The 18,429-nt window shown below is 65.3% G+C and carries 5 protein-coding genes and 1 pseudogene; 1 reads left to right on the plus strand and 5 read right to left on the minus strand.

The annotated features are described in order from the left end of the window. Nucleotides 1–342: pseudogene (locus H928_RS33590) on the plus strand (glutamate racemase); the annotation flags it as partial. Here the strand turns inward: H928_RS33590 and H928_RS0118020 are convergent. The 5 genes from H928_RS0118020 to H928_RS0118040 form a co-directional block, all read right to left on the minus strand. Further along, on the minus strand, nucleotides 343–891 hold the full coding sequence (locus H928_RS0118020; RefSeq protein ID WP_021027753.1) for a YgjP-like metallopeptidase domain-containing protein: 549 nt from the start codon (nucleotides 889–891) through the stop codon (nucleotides 343–345). It abuts the pseudogene before it with no gap. An 83-nt stretch (nucleotides 892–974) separates the two neighbouring features. After that, on the minus strand, nucleotides 975–1,610 hold the full coding sequence (locus H928_RS0118025; RefSeq protein ID WP_021027754.1) for a DUF6806 family protein: 636 nt from the start codon (nucleotides 1,608–1,610) through the stop codon (nucleotides 975–977). 542 nt (nucleotides 1,611–2,152) lie between these two features. Beyond that, a complete protein-coding gene (locus tag H928_RS30280; RefSeq protein ID WP_148293216.1) occupies nucleotides 2,153–5,779 on the minus strand; it encodes a choice-of-anchor P family protein in 3,627 nt (1,208 codons plus the stop codon). A gap of 914 nt (nucleotides 5,780–6,693) precedes the next feature. Then, nucleotides 6,694–17,247 carry a hypothetical protein gene (locus H928_RS0118035; protein ID WP_021027756.1) on the minus strand — a complete coding sequence of 3,518 codons (10,554 nt, stop codon included), beginning with the start codon at nucleotides 17,245–17,247 and terminating at the stop codon, nucleotides 6,694–6,696. Between the two features lie 520 nt (nucleotides 17,248–17,767). Further along, nucleotides 17,768–18,429: GTPase (locus H928_RS0118040; protein WP_021027757.1), on the minus strand; the 662-nt coding region annotated here is incomplete at its 5' end.

An 18,429-nucleotide genomic window follows, 5' to 3' on the forward strand; every position in this document is an offset into this window, starting at 1 on the left:
ATCCAGGGCCTGTGCCAGACCTACCTGGCCGCGATGGGCGACTTTGGCGCACAACCCGGCCAGATCGACACCCTGGTGCTGGGCTGCACGCACTATATTTTTGCCGCCGATACCCTGCGCGCGCTGGTGGGCGACCAGGTGGCGCTGATCGACCCGGCCACCCCCGTGCCCCGCCGCACCTACAGCCTGCTGCATGCCACCGGCATGCTGCGCAAGCCCGCGCAGGCGCCCAGCGCTGACGAGGCCTGCCGCCTGACGACGACCGGCGAGCTGGCGGCGCTGCAATACGCCGCTGCGCAGTGGCTGGGATTGCCGCCGCAGCTTTGCCAGGCTGCGGACTGATCAGCCGGCGCTGTCCGCCGCATCCGCCCCCAGCTGCCACAGCCGGTGGCCGCCCTGGTCGAGCCAGGTCAGGTAGAGGCGCACCTCCAGCTCCAGCTGGTGGTAGGACGGCTCCATGTACTCGCACAGCTGGTAGAAGGCCTTGTTGTGGTCGGACTCGCGCAGATGCGCGAGCTCATGCACGGCAATCATGCGCAAAAAGGCCTCGGGCGCATGCTTGAACAGGCTGCCAATGCGGATCTCATGGCGCGACTGCGTCTTGCCGCCATGGTTTTTGCCGCTGCGCACATGGATGCCCAGCGCCTGGTAGACCAGCTGCAGCTTGCTGTCATACACCACCTTGGCCAGGCCCGCGCTGTTGCGCATGTGCTCGCCCTTAAGGCCCATCACATAGGCATGCAAGGCCTTGTCCGAGCGCATCTGGTGCGGCTGCGGGTGGCGCTGCAGCAGCCACTGGCCCAGTTTGCCCGATTGCAGCAGATTGCCCGCCTGCTGCTGCAAGCTGGCGGGGTAGGACTGCAGATAGGGAAGCAAGACAGGGCTGGACATGGTTCAAGCAAACAGCAAAGGCAGCACAGCGGCTGCCTTGGGATTCCAAAGAGATGCCGCGCCCAGTGGACGCAGCGCTATTTTCAGTGCAGGTGGCGCGGGCGGCGTCCGCCACCCCCATGGCCGCCGGGGCCTCCTGGGCCACCGGTGCCGCGTGGCGGCTTGCCGATCTCGAGCGAATCGACCAGCGCATCAAAGCGCTGGCTGAACAGCTTGTCGATCTCGCCAACCACACCAACGAGCTCGCCGGCATCGAAGTGGCGCTCCATCGTGCTCACCACATCCTGCACCAGCATGTCGCGCTGCACCTGCATGATGGCCGCCGGCGTCGGGCCCACAAACAGCATCATGAAGTCATCGCGCGACTCGGCGCTGCGGTCCTGCTCTTCGTCGTCGAACTCGGCGTCGTAGAAGGTGACCTCGATCGCGGCGCCCTGGTCGGCCAGCTCGTTGAGGTTCATGCACATGTCGTCCAGCGACTGGCGAAAATCATCATCGCCGCGCACCGTCCAGCACATCTGCAGCACATGGTCCTTGGGCTCGAACAAGATACCCGGCTCTTCGTCGTAGGCACTTTCGGATCCTTCGACCAGCGACTTGGCGCCCGCATAGGCCCACAGCGGTTTCAAGGCCTCTTGCAGCTGGTCAAAGCCGACATCGGCACGCAGCAGCACTTGTCCGTGGACATGGATCTCAAAGGGTGGGTTGTAACTGGGCATGTTCTGTACCTTCCTAAATGGGGGCCGCCCGCTTGCGCTCGCCAACCCCACGCCTGATGACACGGCACGCCGCATCGCTCTGCACAAGGCGCCAGCACAGCCACCAATGCGGGGCCAGGTTGGCGACTCTCCATGCGCCACCCACCCGAGCGGCGCAATATCCACAATATCGGACATTGTGCCCGGTTTGTCGACCACAGACGAAGAAAAAGCCAGCAGGAGGCCTGCTGGCTCACGCCCCGCACCCCAGCGGGCACAAGCCCGGGATGCGAAACGGTCTTCGTCGCTGCCAGCATGCATGAGCGATGCCCGGCCCGCGTCTGTGGCGCAGGCAATAAAAAACAACGGTTTGCAGGCTTTTTCTGCGAAACCGTTGCTCTGTAGTGCATGGCGCCGGGGCATTTTAACAGGTCCGGCCCGGGCCTGGCCCTGCGGGGTCAGCGGCCGCCGCTGAGTTACCACCGGGTCAGGTCCGGCCGGGTCAGGTCCGGCCGGGTGAGGTCCAGCCGGTTGAGGTCCGGCCAGACCAGCGGTTCCCCTCCTCAGTCGCCCGCCTGCACCATCTCGCCGTTTGGATCGGTCACCCGCACCACGGTGATGACTGGCGCATCCTCGGCATCGCCCACAATGCCGGTGCTGGCGCCATAGAAGCCGGCCACAAAGCGGAAGGCCGGGGAGCCCGAGGGGCCGGTACAGTGGAAGTTGAACTGGCGCAGCACTTGGGCAACACAGACATAGCCCGAGTCCGCATCGATCACCGAGTTGGCGTCGCGCGTCTGGAAGCGGAAGTTGCGGCTGGGCATCGCATCCGTTTGCGACAGCAGCACCCAGGATCCACGCAGCGACTGGGCCGAGGCCTTGTTGACGCCATAGTAGAAGCGCTCGATCTGCACCGGCTGCTCGCCGGGGAAGGCCAGCGTTCCCACCGATGGCGCCGTGAAGTGGATCGACCGGGTCAGACCGGCATCGGCCTTGAAGCTGGCAATCGCAGCCGGGCCACCAAAGTAGCGCCCCCCTTGGTACTGCACCGTGGACAGATCGGGCGTATTGGGCGCTGGCGTGGTGGAGGCATCATGCGCGCCCAGCAGGCTGTGGAAGCTGCCCTGGCCATCGCTCTCATAGTCATAGACCGACATGAACAGCATATGGTCCTCGCTGGTCACAGGCTTTTGCAGCTCGATCGGCAGACCTCGGCCAGGCAGGCCGCGCAGCTCGCTGCTGACCACCCAGGTGCCCGATTCAGGAGCATAGCCCGGTGCATAGTAGCTGGTGCGCACATTCTGGTTGTTTTGGGCGGTGTAGGCCGCGCGAGCGACGCGGAAACCGACCAGGCGCCGGGCATCACCACCCCCCTCCTGCAGCGAGCCGCTGATCTGGTCCACGCCACGCTGCAGCGTCAGCGACACCACGGCACCACTGCCTGCGCCGCCTGTGCGGTTGCCCGCGCAGTTGAACACCAGGCCAGCGCCGCTGTAGCTGCACTGCGCCACCACATGGCCGGACAAGGTGCCGCCAAAACCATGAACGGTCGTCGCCGCGTTGGCGGGATAGGGCCAGGCCATGGCTGCTGCCGCCCATTCGCCGCTCATGGGCACCTGCTCGCCCGTGCCGATATCGGCCCACCAGCTGCGCACCGGCTGGTTGCTGCTGTTGAGCTCGACCATGGCCCAGCGGTCGACAAAGGCCGGGTCGGAGAAGACGCCCGCTGGCGTGCCCTCGTAGTCAAAGCGCTGCATCACCTTGGTGGGCTCCCCTGGGAACTGGATCGTGCCGGTTGTGCGGCTGGTGAAAGTGATCACCACATTGCCAGGGCTGCCCGCCTCATGGCCATCGCGCTGCTCGCTGCCAAAGAAGCGCCCGCCTTCGTAGTAGTAGAGCGGCGCGGTCACCGTGTTGTCGTGCAAGCTGCCCAGCGCCGTGTGGAAGGTGGGCGCACCCGTGGCACGGTAGTTGTAGACCTGCATGAACAGCACGCCGTCCTGGATGTCGATACCCATGCCGCGACCCGGCTCCCCATTGAGTTCGTCCTTGATGATCCAGGTGCCGCTCTGGGCTGCAATCAGACCTGCAGGCAGCTCGCCATTGGGGTCCGAGGTCTTGGTCACCTCGCGGCTGCTGCTGCCGGTATTGCCAGCCTCATCGGTCTGCGACGCCGTCACCGTGACCGGCCCCTTGGGCAGGGCGCCCACCTGCATGCCAGGCGCCGTCCAGCTGCCGTTGACGCAGGCCACCGTCACCTTGATGGATCCCACGCTCACCGTGACCGCGCCGTCGCCGCTGGTGCAGGTGCCCGCTGGGCTGTAGGCATTCTGGTTCGAGGTATCGATGGTCGGCGCGGTGCTGATCGAGACCGCAGGCGCCGTCGTGTCCTTGACGGTGTTGAGCGTGCCGGAGATGACCGTGCCGGCCACCGTCTGCGAGGCCTTCACCACCACCGTGCCCTCGGGCAGGCTGCGCACATCGACAGCGCTCAAGGTCCAGTTGCCACCCGTGCAGGCCGCCGTGTTGCTGATGCTGCCAATGGCCACCGTCACCGCGCCACCAGCGGCGCTGCAGGCGCCAGAGACGCCGCCATAGCTGGCCTGGTTGCCGCTATTGATACGCGGCGCCACCACCACCGTGACGGCGGCTGCGCTGCTGTCCTTGCTGGTTGTGCGGCTGGCATTGCCGGTGTTGCCCGCGGCATCGGTCTGCATCGCCGTCACCGTGACTGCGCCGGCCGGCAGGCCGCTGACATCCATGCCCGAGGTGGACCAGATTCCGCTGCTGCAGACAGGCTGCGGCACAGCGGCCACCATCCCCACGCGCACCGTGACCGCCACCCCGTTTTCAGAGCAGCTGCCCGCCACGCCGTACGACGACTGGTTGGCCGCATTGATCACCGGCGCCGAGGTAATCGCCACCGCAGGGGCGGTCGCATCCTTGCCGGTCACCAGGCTGCCCGATCCGGTCTGGCCAGCCACGGTTTGCGAAGCCGTCACGGTCACCGCGCCATCGGGCAGGCCGCTTACGTTGATGCCCGAGGCCGACCAGACACCACCACCGCACAGCGCCGATACGGACACGGAGCCCACCATGACAGCCACCGCTTCACCGTTGGCCGAGCAGGTGCCCGACACCGTGTAGGTGGCCTGGTTCGCTGCCGTGATCTGGGGCGCCGCAACGACAGCCACCACCGGCAGCTGCGGCACCGAGCCCGTGTTCTTGCTGGTCGACTGGCTCGCCGAGCTGCTTTGCCCGGAGGCCGTCTGCGTGGCTGTGATCGTCACCGTGCCATCGGGCAAGCCTTGTGCGTTGACTGCACCGGCATAGCTGCCGCCTGCGGAACAAGGCAGCGACTGGCTCACCCCTGCAGGGTTGGAGCTGATGGCCACATTGCCGCTGCCGGCGCTGCAGCTGCCGCTGATGGGCAGGGACGACTGGTTGCTGGCGGTGATCGCCGGCAGGGGATTGAGCGTGACGGTGGGCTTGCAGTCGGGCATCGACGCGGTGGAGTTGCCCACGACGACGGACGCACTGAGCAAGGGAAGGGTCAGTGCCTTGGCCACCAACTCGATGCGCAGCGCCGTCACGCTCATGGTAGTGCCGCTTTGGCTTTGTTCATTGGTGTAGAGCTTGACGCCGACTTCGGTGCCCAAGCCCGGCACACCAACGGTCAGGTTGACCAGGCCGTTGACCGCAGCACTGACGCCGCTGAGCGCACCCGTTCCGCCCAGAATCTGGGCATCACCCGAGCCCACAGGCAGGCCGTTGACACAGGCCATGCGCGCTTGCGAGCTGATGGTATTGGCACCCAGGGACAGCATCGCCAGCGACAGGTTCAAGCCGTCAACGGAGGTGTCCGACACCACACTGTTTTGCGCCAGATTGCTTTGGGTGGAGGCGTTGATGACGCCCGTCCCCACGCTCAGAAGATTGACCCCGGCCGTCACCCCGACACTGGCAACCGACATGGGCGTATTGAAATCCGGTGGTGCAGTCTTTGATCCGGTATCCGCAAATGGGATTCCCAGCCCGGCCCCGAGCACATCGGCCGTGACCTGCAGGCCATAGGCCCGCCCGGCGCCTGAGGATGCCGCAAGGGCGGCGGAGCTGCAGACCAGGGCCATGCTCGCGAGCCCTCCGTACAGCAGACGGCGTAGGGATCTCTGTGCACCAAGCGGGTTCATAGCGTCTCCTTCTGCACCTTGCCAGAACGCCAGATGTGGTGTGGTCGACGCAGACCCTACCAAACGACGGCCGAGGACCGGTGCCGCTGATTACTCATACAGACACAACTACTCACAAGGGCGAAGGTACTGCGAATCTTTGGTAAACGGTAAATTAATTTATTGAACTCACTTATAAGCACAGCTAGTTCTGGCCTATGGTCTGTTACAGCAACGCCGGTCGGCGGCTGCCCTATCGGCGGCGGCATAGGACCTGGCCAAACCCGCGATTTCTGGCCGTATTTCCCCGTCCTCGGCCGCAGGTTTTCAGAGGAGAAATTGCGGTTAAGTGCTGTTTTCTGTAAGGCGATCCAGCGGCAACCGTTCACACAAAAAAACCCGCCACCGAGGGCGGGTAGGGTCGCTGGCGCTCCCCCAGGCAGGCCACAGGCTGTGCGTGATTCGGCGCTGTCTGACAGCACTGACAGCGCCGTCCACCTCCAAATCAAGGCCTCGGCTTACAGTGGGCCTGAGAACCTGTTCAAAGTCTCCTCGCGCCGCGACAGCGTCTTTGCGAGATGGGATGCGAGGCGCAATACGGCAGCAATAGCCCAGCTATTGCGAGGATTTGCAACGACGCAGACCGCCCGCAAAGCCACGGTCCCTAAGGGTTGGAGTGAAATCGGGCGATTTCTGCGCGCTGGCCCTTGCTTGCACCCCGGTGCAAGCTGCGTTCCATCCCTTCGAACTCATCCCGATTGCACTCCAACGCGGCTGCGTAGAGACTTTGAACAGGTTCTTAGCTGCCGGCATAGATGTCATGCCGATCAGGCAGCATCCCCGCGTCCGGTGATGCGGGGTCAGAGGCCGCTGCTGGGTCCGGCCGGGTTAGGCCCAGCCGGTTCAGGACCGGCCGGCCCAGCGGTGCCCCCTCCTCAGTCGCCTGCCTGCACTCTCTCACCGTTTGGATCGGTCACCCGCACCACGGTGATGGCCGGTGCATCCTCGGCGTCTCCCACAATGCCGGTACTGGCGCCATAGAAGCCGGCCACAAAGCGGAAGGCTGGGGAGCCCGAGGGGCCGGTGCAGTGGAAGTTGAACTGGCGCAGCACTTGGGCAACACAGACATAGCCCGATTCGGTATCGATCACCGAGTTGGCGTCGCGCGTCTGGAAGCGGAAGCTGCGGCTGGGCATCGCATCCGTCTCCGACAGCAGCACCCAGGATCCGCGCAGCGACTGGGCCGAGCCCTTGTTCACGCCGTAGTAGAAGCGCTCGATCTGCACCGGATCTTCACCCGGGAAGGCCAGCGTCCCCACCGATGGCGCGCTGAAGTGGATCGCCCTGGTCGGACCGGCATCGGCCTTGAAGCTGGCAATCGCAGCCGGGCCACCAAAATAGCGCCCACCCTGGTACTGGACCGTGGACAGATCGGGCGTATGGGGCTCTGGCGTGGTGGATGCGTCATGCGCGCCCAACACACTGTGGAACGTGGCTTTGCCGTCGCTTTCATAGTCGTAGACCGACATGAACAACATATGGTCTTCGTTGTTGATGGGCTTTTGCAGCTCGATCGACAGACCGCGTCCGGGCAGGCCGCGCAGCTCGCTGCTGACCACCCAGGTACCCGACTCAGGGGCATAGCCTGGCGCGTAGTAGCTGGTGCGCACACTCTGGTTGTCCTGCCAGCTGTAGGCTGCGCGTCCCACGCGGAAGCCCACCAGGCGCCGCACATCGCCACCACCCTCTTGCAGAGTGCCGCTGATCTGGTCCACCTCCCGCTGCATCGTCATCGCGATCACCGGGCCGCCGGTGGCACCGCGCCGGTTGCCCGAGCAGCGGAACACCAGCCCCTTGCCTCCGTAGCTGCATTGCGCCACCACCTGGCCCGACAAGGTACCGCCAAAGCCGTGCACCGTCGTCGCCACGCCAGGCGGATAAGGCCAGTCCATCGCGGTCGCCGCCCAGTCCTCGCTCATGGCCACCTGCTCGCTCGTGCCGATATCGGCCCACCAGCTGCGCACCGGCTGGGTGCTGCTGTTGCGCTTGACCATGGCCCAGCGGTCGACAAAGGCCGGGTCAGAGAAGACACCCGCTGGTGTGCCTTCGTAGTCAAAGCGCTGCATGGCTTTGGCTGGCTCGCCCGGGAACTGGATCGTGCCGGTGGTGCGGCTGGTAAAGGTGATCACCACATTGCCGGGGCTGCCTGCCTCATGGCCATCGCGCTGCTCGCTGCCAAAGAATCGGCCGCCTTCGTAGTAGTACAGCGGCGCGGTCACGGTGTTGTCCCGCAAGCTACCCAGTGCCGTGAAGAAGGTGGGTTCACCCGATTGGCGGTAGCCGAAGAGTTGCATGAACAGCACGCCATCCTGGATATCGATGCCCATGCCGCGACCTGGCTCCCCATTGAGCTCGTCGCTGACGATCCAGGTGCCGCTCTGCGCCGCAATCCGGCCGGCAGGCGGCTCGGGCGGTTCGCCACCCGAGTCGGAGCTCTTGGTGACTTGGCGCGTGCTGCTGCCGGTATTGCCGGCCTCATCGGTCTGCGACGCCGTCACCGTCACCTGGCCATTGGGCAGGGCCCCTACCCGCATGCCAGGCGCTGTCCAGCTACCGCTGGCACAGGCCGCCGTCGCCGGGATGGATCCTACGCTCACCGTCACGATACCGTCACCGGTGCTGCAGGTACCTGCAGGGCTGTAGGCGTCCTGGTTCGCATTGTCGATGTTCGCTGCCGTGGTGATCGAGACCGCAGGCGCCGTCGTGTCCTTGACGGTATTGCGCGTGCCGGAGATGACCGTGCCAGCGACTGCCTGCGATGCCGTCACCACCACAGTGCCCTCGGGCAGGCTGCGCACATCGACAGCGCCCAAGGTCCAGTTGCCACCCGTGCAGGCCACCGTGTTGCTGACGCTGCCGATGGCCACCGTCACCGCGCCAGCTGCTGCGCTGCAGTTGCCGGAGACGCCACCATAGCTGGCCTGGTTGGCGCTGCTGATACGCGGCGCCGCAGTGACCGTCACGGAGGCGGTCGTGCCCTGCTTGCTGGTGACCAGGCTGCCCGAGCCGGTCAGGCTGCCCACCGTCTGTGCAGCCGTCACCGTGACCGCACCATCGGGCAAGCTGCTGACATCAATGCCCGAGGCGGACCAGGCGCCAGCGTTGCACGGTGCCGATGCAGGGACGGATCCGACCAGAATGGCCACGTTGGTGCCAGCCGCCGAGCAACTGCCCGAGACGGTATAGGCCGTCTGGTTGGCCGGGGTGATCACCGGGGCCGAGGTCACGGTCACCACAGGGACGGTGCCTGCCGAGTCCTTGCTGGTCACAAAACCACCGGTTCCGGTCTGGCCACCTGCCGTTTGCGACACCGTCACCGTGATGGGTCCATTGGGCAAGCCACTGACGTCCACAGGTCCGGTGGTCCAGGTGCCGTCATTGCAGGATGCGGTAACCGACAGCGAGCCGATCAGCACCACCACATTGCTGCCATTGACCGAGCAGCTGCCCGAGACGGTATAGGCCGTCTGGTTGGCTGCCGTGATCGCCGGGGCCGACGTAATGGCCACCGATGGTTTGGTGCCAGCCGAATCCTTGCTGGTCACAAAGCCGCCGCTGCCCGTCTGACCGCCCGCCGTCTGCGAAGCGGTCACTGTGATCGGTCCATCAGGCAAGCCACTGACATCCACAGCCGGAGCCGCCCAGATGCCGCCGTTGCAAGTAGCCGAAACAGACAGCGAGCCAATCAGGACCGCCACATTGCTGCCGTCGGCCGTGCAAGTGCCCGAGACGGTATAGCCCGTCTGGTTGGCTGCCGTGATCGCCGGGGCCGACGTGATGGCCACCGCAGGTGCGGCGCCGGCCGCGTCCTTGCTGGTGACAAAGCCGCCGGTGCCCGTCTTACCACCCGCAGTCTGCGACACCGTCACGGAAACCGGTCCATCAGGCAAGCCACTGACATCGATGGGCGCGCTCGCCCAGATGCCACCATTGCACACTGCCGATGCAGCGATGGCGCCGACCAGCACGCTGACGTTGGCACCCTCTGCCGAGCAGGTGCCCGAGACGGTATAGCCCGTCTGGTTGGCTGCAGTGATCGATGGAGCCGACGTGATCGCGACCACAGGGGCAGCTCCTGCCGAATCCTTGGTGGTCACCAGGCTACCCGATCCCGTTTGCCCCCCCGCAGTCTGCGACGCCATGACGGTGACTGCACCATCGGCCAGGCCACTGACATCCACACCCGCGCTAGCCCAGATGCCTGCATTGCACGGTGCCGATGCAGCAATGGAGCCGATCAGCACGGTCACGGTGGCGCCATCGGCCGAGCAGGTGCCCGAGACCGTGTAAGCCCCCTGGTTCAATGCGGTGATCGCAGGTGCCGAGCTAATGGCCACCACAGGTACCACGCCCGCAGCGTCCTTGCTGGTCGTGAAACCGCCGCTGCCCGTCTGGCCACCCACCGTCAGCGACGCCGACACGGAGACCGGCCCGTTGGCCAAGCCACTGACATCGATCGCCGAGCTGGCCCAGATGCCGTTGTTGCAAACCGCCGATGCAGCGAGGCCGCCGATCAGCACATCCACATTGGCGCCATCGGCCGAGCAGGTGCCCGAGACGGTATAGGCCGACTGGTTGGCTGCCGTGATCGCAGGAGCCGAGGTGATGGCCACGGCGGGCGCAACCCCAGCGGCATCCTTGCTGGTCACAAAGTTGCCCACCCCCGTCTGGCCACCCACCGTTTGCGTGGCCGTCACCTCAACCGATCCATCCGCCAGACCGCTGACGTCCATGCCCTCGGTCGCCCAGATGCCGCCATTGCACAGCGCAGTGGCAGACACCGAGCCGACCTCCACATCCACGTTGCTGCCGCCCACCGAGCAGGTACCCGAGACGGAGTACGCCGACGCATTGGCTGCCGTGATGGCAGGTGCCGACGTAATGGTCACCACCGGTATGGCTCCACCCGTGGCCTTGTTGACCTCCACACTGTCCGACCCGGACTGTCCGCCAACCGTTTGCGCCGCTGTCACGGTGACCGTTCCATCGGGCAAAGTGCTGACATTCAACGCGGCCGTCGTCCAGCTGTTGCTGGTGCAGGGCACCGATGCGGACACCGAGCCGACCTCGACATCCACGTTGGTGCCGTTGACCGAGCAGGTGCCCGCGACGGTATAGGCCGCTTGGTTGCTTGCCGTGATGTCGGGTGCCGAGGTGATGGTCACCACGGGTTGGACTGCGCCGGTGGTCTTGTTGGTCACCAGGCTGCCCGATCCCTGCAGGGCGCCAACCGTCTGCGCAGCGGTCACGGTCACCAGGCCATCGGGCAAGCTACTGACATCCACGCCGGGGATGGCCCAGTTGTTGCCAGCGCATGGCGCCGATGCAGCCACCGCGCCGACTTGAACCGCCACGGTGCTACCGTTGGCCGAGCAGCTGCCCGAGACCACATACGAGGCCTGGTTGGCTGCGGTGATGCCGGGTGCCGAGGTCACCGTCACCACGGGGGCGACGCCTGCCGTGTCCTTGAGGGTCAGCAGGCTGCCCGACCCGATCACGTTGCCGACGGTCTGCGCCGCTGTCACGGTGACGGATCCATCAGCCAGCGCAGTGACATTCAGGCCGGTAACGGCCCAGTTGCCGCCCGCGCAGGAGGCCGTTGCAGCGACCGAGCCCACCTGAACCGCCACGGGGCTGCCATTGGCCGAGCAAGTACCGGAGACGGCATACGAGGCCTGGTTCGCCGCCGTGATCGTGGCTGCCACGGTCACGCTCACCACGGGGGCCGTGCCTGCAGTGTCCTTGCCAATCATCAGGCTGCCGGACCCTGTCAGGCCGCCAACCAGCTGCGAGGCCGTCACGGTGACCGAGCCATCGGCCAGGGCACTGACATCGATGGCTGGCGTGGCCCAGATGCCGAGGTTGCACTGCGCCGAAGTGGACAGCGAGCCAACCTGGACGGTCACCGCTTCCGCATAGGCCGAGCAGCTGCCCGAGACGGAGTACGCCGACACATTCAATGCCGTGATCGCAGGGGCGGACGTGATGGCCACCACAGGAGCGACGCCTGCCGAGTCCTTGGATGTCACCAAGCTGCCGGATCCCGATTGTCCATTGGCAGTTTGCGAGGCCATCACCGTGACCGCTCCATCGGGCAAGGCGGTGACATCCACGGCCGCCGAGGACCAGATGCCCGCGTTGCACAGTGCCGATGCCGATACCGAGCCCACCAGGACTGCCACGTTGCTGCCGTCCACCGAGCAGGTGCCCGAGACGGTATAGGCTGCTTGGTTCGCCGCCGTGATTGCCGGTGCCGAGGTCACGCTCACCACGGGTGTCACCCCAGCCGCGTCCTTGTTGGTCACCAGGCTGCCCGAGCCGGTTTGGCCGTTCAGCGTCTGCGAGGCCTTCACCGTGACCGGGCCATTGGGCAAGGCAGTGACATCCACGGCCGCGCTCGACCAGATGCCCGCATTGCACTGCGCCGATGCAGGCACCGTACCGATTTCAACCGCTACCGCTTCACCATGGGCCGAGCAGGTGCCCGAGACGGTGTAAGCCGATTGGTTGGCTGCCGTAATCGCAGGGGCCGAGGTCACGCTCACCGCGGGCGCAGCGCCGGCCGTGTCCTTGCTGATCACCAGGCTGACCCCTCCCGTTTGACCACCAGCATCTTGCGAGGCCTGCACCGTGATCTGTCCATCGTCCAGGCCGCTGACATCAATGGGCGCGGTGGCCCAGATGCCATCGCTGCACGGTGCCGTTGCGGGTAGCGTGCCGACAAGCACGCTCACGGCTTGGCCGTTGGCCGAGCAAGTGCCCGAGACGGTATAGGTGGCCTCATTCGAAGCGGTAATTGCAGGGGCTGAGGTGATGACCACCACAGGAACCACCACTGCCGTGGTCTTGGTGGTCTCCACGCTGTCGGAGCCAGACAGGCCGCCTACGATTTGCTCAGCCGTCACGACGACCACGCCATCTAGCAAGGCGCTGACATCCAGGCCCGACGCAGACCAGCTTCCGCCGTCACACAGGGGAGTGGCAGAGACATTGCCGACCTGGACCGCCACATTCGTACCGTTGGCCGAGCAACTGCCAAAGACGCTATAGGACGCCTGGTTGGCCAGCGTGATGGGGGGTGCCGAGCCAATGGTCACCACCGGCGCCGCGCCGGCCGCGTTTTTGCCGATGACCAGGCTGGCCGCCCCCGTTCCGCCGCCCACGGTTTGCGAGGCGGTCAGGGTCACCAAGCCGTCCGGCAAGGCACTGACATCCTGCGCTGCAGTGGTCCAACTGCCGCTGTTGCAGGCTGCAGACGCGGAGATGGTGCCAATCTGGACTGCGACGCCCGCCCCGTTGACCGAGCAGGTGCCCGAGACCGTATAGGCCGACTGGTTGGCCGCCGTGATCTCAGGCGCCGAGGTGATGCTCACCACAGGTGCGCTGCCCCCCGACTCCTTGGTGACGACCAGGCTGGCCGATCCCGTTTGGCCACCGACCGATTGCGAGGCCATGACCGTCACCGCCCCAGCGGGCAAGCCACTGACATCCATCGCGGCGCTGGTCCAGGCGCCGTTGTTGCAAGGCGCCGTTGCCGCGACCTGGCCCACCAGAACGGAGACATCCATGCCGTTGACCGAGCAAGTGCCCGATACGACATAGGCCGACTGGTTGGCCGCCGTGATCGCCGCTGCCGAGGTGATGGCCACCGAAGGTGCAACGCCTGCCGTGTCCTTGGCGGTCACCAAACTGCCCGATCCCGTCAGGCCACCGGCCGTTTGCGAGGCCGTCACCGTGACCGACCCATCAGGCAAGCCACTGACATCCAACGCTGCACTGGTCCAGATGCCGCCACTGCAGGGGGCCGAAGCCGCAACCGAGCCGACCAGTACCGCCACATTGCTGCCGTCCACCGTGCAGGTGCCCGAGACGGTATAGGCCGATGCATTGGCTGCCGTGATGGCCGGTGCCGAGCTGATGACCACCACCGGCGCAATGCCGGCCGTGTCCTTGGCGGTCACCACGCTGCCCGATCCGGTTTGGCCGTTCAGCGTCTGCGAGGCCGTCACCAGCACCATCTCATCGGGCAAGCCACTGACATCCATCGCTGCGGTCGACCAGATGCCACCGCTGCACACAGGCTGCGGCACCGCTGCAACGTCACCGACATGCACCGTCAACACCACGCCGTTTTCCGAGCAGGTGCCCGAGACGGTATAGGCCGACTGGTTGGCCGCCGTGATCGCAGGCGCCGAGGTGATGGTGACCGCCGGGGCAAGTCCCTGCGAGTCCTTGGTGATCACCAAGCTCCCCGAGCCAGTCAGGCCGCCCACCGTCTGCGCGGCAACGACCGAAACAGCACCATTGGCCAGGCCACTGACATTAAGGCCCGCGGTGGACCAGATGCCGCCACTGCAGGGCGCCGAGGCAGTGACGGTGCCGACCTGAACATCCACCCCCGTGCCATTGGCCGAGCAGGTGCCCGAGACGGTATAGGACGACTCGTTCGCTGCCGTGATCGCAGGCGCCAAGGTGATGCTCACCACCGGAGCCAGGCCGGCCGAACTCTTGCTCGTCACCAGGCTGCCCGATCCCGTTTGGCCCCCGACGGTTTGCGTGGCCGTGACCGTGACCGCGCCATCGGGCAAGCCACTGACATCCAGGCCCGCAGTGGCCCAGACACCGCCGTCGCACATGGCCGATTCAGCGATGGAGCCGACCAAAACGGCCACGTTGCTGCCGTTGGCCGAGCAGGTGCCCGACACGACATAGGACGCCTGGTTGCCACCGGTGATGGCGGGTGCCGAGGTGACGGCCACGGAAGGAGCGACCCCGGCCGTGTCCTTGGCGATCACCAGCGTGCCCGATCCGGTTTGGCCATTGGCGGTTTGCGAAGCGGTCACCGTGACCGCGCCATCCGGCAAGGCCGCGACATTCAGCGCCGAGGTGGTCCAGAGGCCGGCATCGCAGGCCGCTGATGCAGAGACGGAGCCGACCAGGACGCTGACGTTGGTACCGTTGACCGAGCAGCTGCCCGAGACGGTATAGGCTGCCTCGTTCAGCGCCGTGATGGCGGGTGCAGCGCTGATGGTCACCACGGGTGCGACACCCGCCGTGTCCTTGGCTGTCACCAGCGTGCCCGACCCGGTTTGCGTGCCTACCGTTTGCGAGGCCGAGACCAGCACCGGCCCATCCGCCAAGCCGCTGACATCAAGGCCTGAGCTGGACCAGATGTTGCCCGTACAGGGCGCCGCGGCCGCCACGGAGCCGACCAGCACAGCGACGTTCGTGCCATTGGCCGAGCAGGTGCCCGAGACCGTATAGGCGCCCTCATTGAGCGCCGTGATGGCAGGTGCCGAGCTAATGGTCACCACGGGGGCATCCACCACCGTGTTCTTGCTGGTCTGCAGGCTGCCCGATCCCGTCTGGCCGCCCACCGTCTGCGACGCCGTCACCGTGACCGTGCCATCGAGCAGGCCACTGACATCCACCGCTGCGGAGGACCAGAGGCCGCCGTTGCAAGGCGCTGCAGCAGCGACAGAGCCGATCAGCACGGCCACGTTGGTACCGCTGGCCGAACAGGTACCGGAGACCGTGTAGGAGCCCTGGTTCAGCGCCGTGATCGCGGGGGCCGAGGTCACCGCTACCACGGGTACGGCGCCCGTCACGTCCTTGCTGGTCACCAGGGTCGCGGATCCGGTCTGCGCGCCCACCGTTTGCGAAGCCATGACCGTGACGGCCCCATTGGGCAAGCCACTGACATCCAGGCCGGCCGTGGACCAGCTGCCATTCGTACACAGCGCAGAGGCAGCGACCGAGCCCACCAGCACGGCCACATTGTTGCCATTGACCGAGCAGCTGCCCGAAACCGTATAGGCAGCCTGGTTGGCCAGCGTGATGGCGGGAGCCAGGCTGATGGTCACGACCGGGATAGCCCCGGCCGAGTCCTTCGTGGTCCCCAGACTGCCCGTTCCTGTTTGACCATTGGCGGTTTGCGTGGCCGTGACCGTGAGGGCGCCATCGAGCAAGCCACTGACATCCAGGCCTGCGGCAGCCCAGATATTGCCGGTACAAGGTACCGAGGCAGTGACGGTGTCGATCAACACAGTCACATTGCTGCCATTGACCGAGCAAGTGCCCGAGACAGTGTAGGAGGTCTGGTTTGTCGCCGTGATCGCAGGTGCCGAGGTCACCACCACCACGGGCACACCCCCGGTCGAGTCCTTGCTGGTCAGCAGGCTGCCCGTGCCGGTCAGACCACTGACCGTTTGAGAAGCCGCAACGGTGACTGGCCCATTGGCCAGGCTGGCGACATTCAGGCCCGTAGAGGACCAAAGGCCGCCGCTGCACTGCGCAGTAGACGTAACTCCTCCGACGCCGCCGATGGTGATGGCAACACCCGCGCCATTCGCCGAGCAGGTGCCCGAGACGCCATAGGACGCCTGGTTGGCCAGGGTGATATGGGGCGCAGAGACGACCGTCACAACCGGCGGTTGCAATACCGGGGCCGTGTTCTTGGTCGTGGCCTGGCTCGCCGCGCTGGTGGGCCCTGCGGGGCTCTGTGATGCCGTGAGCGTCACGGGGCCGTCGGCCAGCGCTGTGGTGTTCACCGAACCGGAATAGCTGCCCGTGGCGGAGCAAGGCAGCGACTGGGTCACGCCGGCGGGCGTGGAGCTGATGGCCACATTGCCGCTGCCGGCGCTGCAGCTTCCGCTGACGGGGATAGCGGCCTGGTTGCTGGTGGTAATCAAGGGCAAGGAACCCAAGGTGACCGTGGGCGCGCAGTCGGCCATCGTGGCCGTGGAGTTGCCTACGATCACCGATGCGCCGAGCAAGCGAATACCGAGCGCAGACGCCACGAGCTCCACACGCAGCCCATTGACGCTCAGGGTCCTGCCGTCTGGGCTCAGAGTTTGCTCATTGGTGTGGAGAACGACCCCGACCATGGTCCCAAGAGTGGGCACACCAATCGTCAGATCGACCCGGGTGTTTGCCGCCACACTGACGCCGGCGAGCGATCCCGAGGCACCCAGAATTTGCGCACTGCCCTCTGGCCTCAGCGTCCCATTGACGCAGGACATCTTGGCTTGCGAACTGATCGTGTCTGCCCCCAGCGCCAGCCCGGCGAGCTTGAGGGCCAAGCCGCTGACGGAGGACGAAGACATGACACTGTTTTGCGCCAGCTTGCTTTGCGTGGCGGCGTTGAGAACACCGGTACGCACGGTCAGCAAATTGGCGACGCCTGCAGCGACAGACGCATTGACGACCGAGGTGGGGGTATTGAAATCCGGTGGTGCCGTTTTCTGCCCGGTATCGGCAATCGGGACGCCGAGCCCCACCCCCACCACATCGGCGGTGACCTGCAGGCCATAGGCCCGGCCGGATCCGGCCGATGCCGCCGAAGCGTTAAAACTGCAGACGAGAGCCAGGCTCGCGAGCCCTCCAAACAGCAGACAGCGGAGTGTCCTCTGCGCACCAATCGGGTTCATAGCGTCTCCTTGTGCACCGTGCCAAGACGCCAGGATGGGGAGAGATCAACTCAGGCCATACCAACCGACGCGCGAGGAAAGGTGCCGCTGATTACTCATGCCAACACAACTATTCACAAGGGCAACCGTACTGCGAACCTTTGGTAAATCTAAAATTAATTTATTGAAATAACATATAACCGCGACTATTTCCGGTCTATAAGCAAAGCCAGCTCCGCGCGCCTGTCCCACTGCCTGAGAAAGGCGTACCAATCTCCGCCCCAACTTCAGAATGCAAGCCAAATTCATCGGTTGTTATTGGCATTCCTTCAGAGGAGAAATTTGGGATAAGTGCTGGTTTCTGTAAGAGATTTCATGGCGTAGCGCTCAGACAAAAAAACCCGCCGATGAAGGCGGGTTGGGCTTATCTCAGTCACAAAAACCAAATACAGCAATCAATATATTCCGACAATACTGACGGTATCATCCTGCATAAACTCCAGGCTTTTACCTACAGAGATGGTTACATTTAGATATATGTTTACTGGCCGCCGCGCACCATCGACAGGATCTTGGCGGTGTTCAGGCCGCTGGCGGTCTCCTGCATCTGCGCCTGGTAGCGCGACTGCAGCTGGCGGCCATCCTGCATCACATGCTGGTAGGCATTTTTCAGCATCTCGGTCGACAACTGGCGCCCGCCGGCGTAGTACTGGTTGGCGACATGGCCCAGCGCATAGGTGGAGGCAAAGCTCATGCCGCTGCTGACCGCCTGCCGGCCCAGGCCCCCGAGCAGGCCCTTGCCAGCCTTGCCCAGCAAGCCGCCCAGCAGCTTGCGCCCGGCCTGCTCCAGGTACTGCGAGGTCAAGCCGACACCCAGCGCGCCCAGCAGGTCCTTGATATGGCCCTTGTCCAGCTCGTAGCCATAGTTCTGCCCGATCTGGTAGACCAGGCGCATCTGCAGCGGAATGATCGCCAACGTCGAGAGGTTCTCGGGCAGCAGCTCGATCGCACCATTGAGAATCGAGGCCTTGAGGATCTTCTGGTCCATGGCCTCGACCGACAAGCCCGAGGGCCGGCGCTCGGCCTGCGCCGGCACCAACGGGTCCGCCGCTGCCGGATGGGGCGCCGGCTCGGTCAGCACCAGCGGGGCATCGGGCAAGGCGGCATTCAACGGCGCATCGACCAGGTTGCCGGCCAGCGCCT

Origin of the sequence: Comamonas sp. B-9, from assembly GCF_000410635.1 — a bacterium.
GTDB lineage: Bacteria > Pseudomonadota > Gammaproteobacteria > Burkholderiales > Burkholderiaceae_C > Comamonas.

Coding starts and splice junctions, on each gene's coding strand:
- H928_RS0118025 (WP_021027754.1), bottom strand. CDS start 1,610: ATGCCCAGTTACAACCCACCCTTTGAGATCCATGTCCACGGACAAGTG.
- H928_RS0118020 (WP_021027753.1), bottom strand. CDS start 891: ATGTCCAGCCCTGTCTTGCTTCCCTATCTGCAGTCCTACCCCGCCAGC.
- H928_RS0118035 (WP_021027756.1), bottom strand. CDS start 17,247: ATGAACCCGATTGGTGCGCAGAGGACACTCCGCTGTCTGCTGTTTGGA.
- H928_RS30280 (WP_148293216.1), bottom strand. CDS start 5,779: ATGAACCCGCTTGGTGCACAGAGATCCCTACGCCGTCTGCTGTACGGA.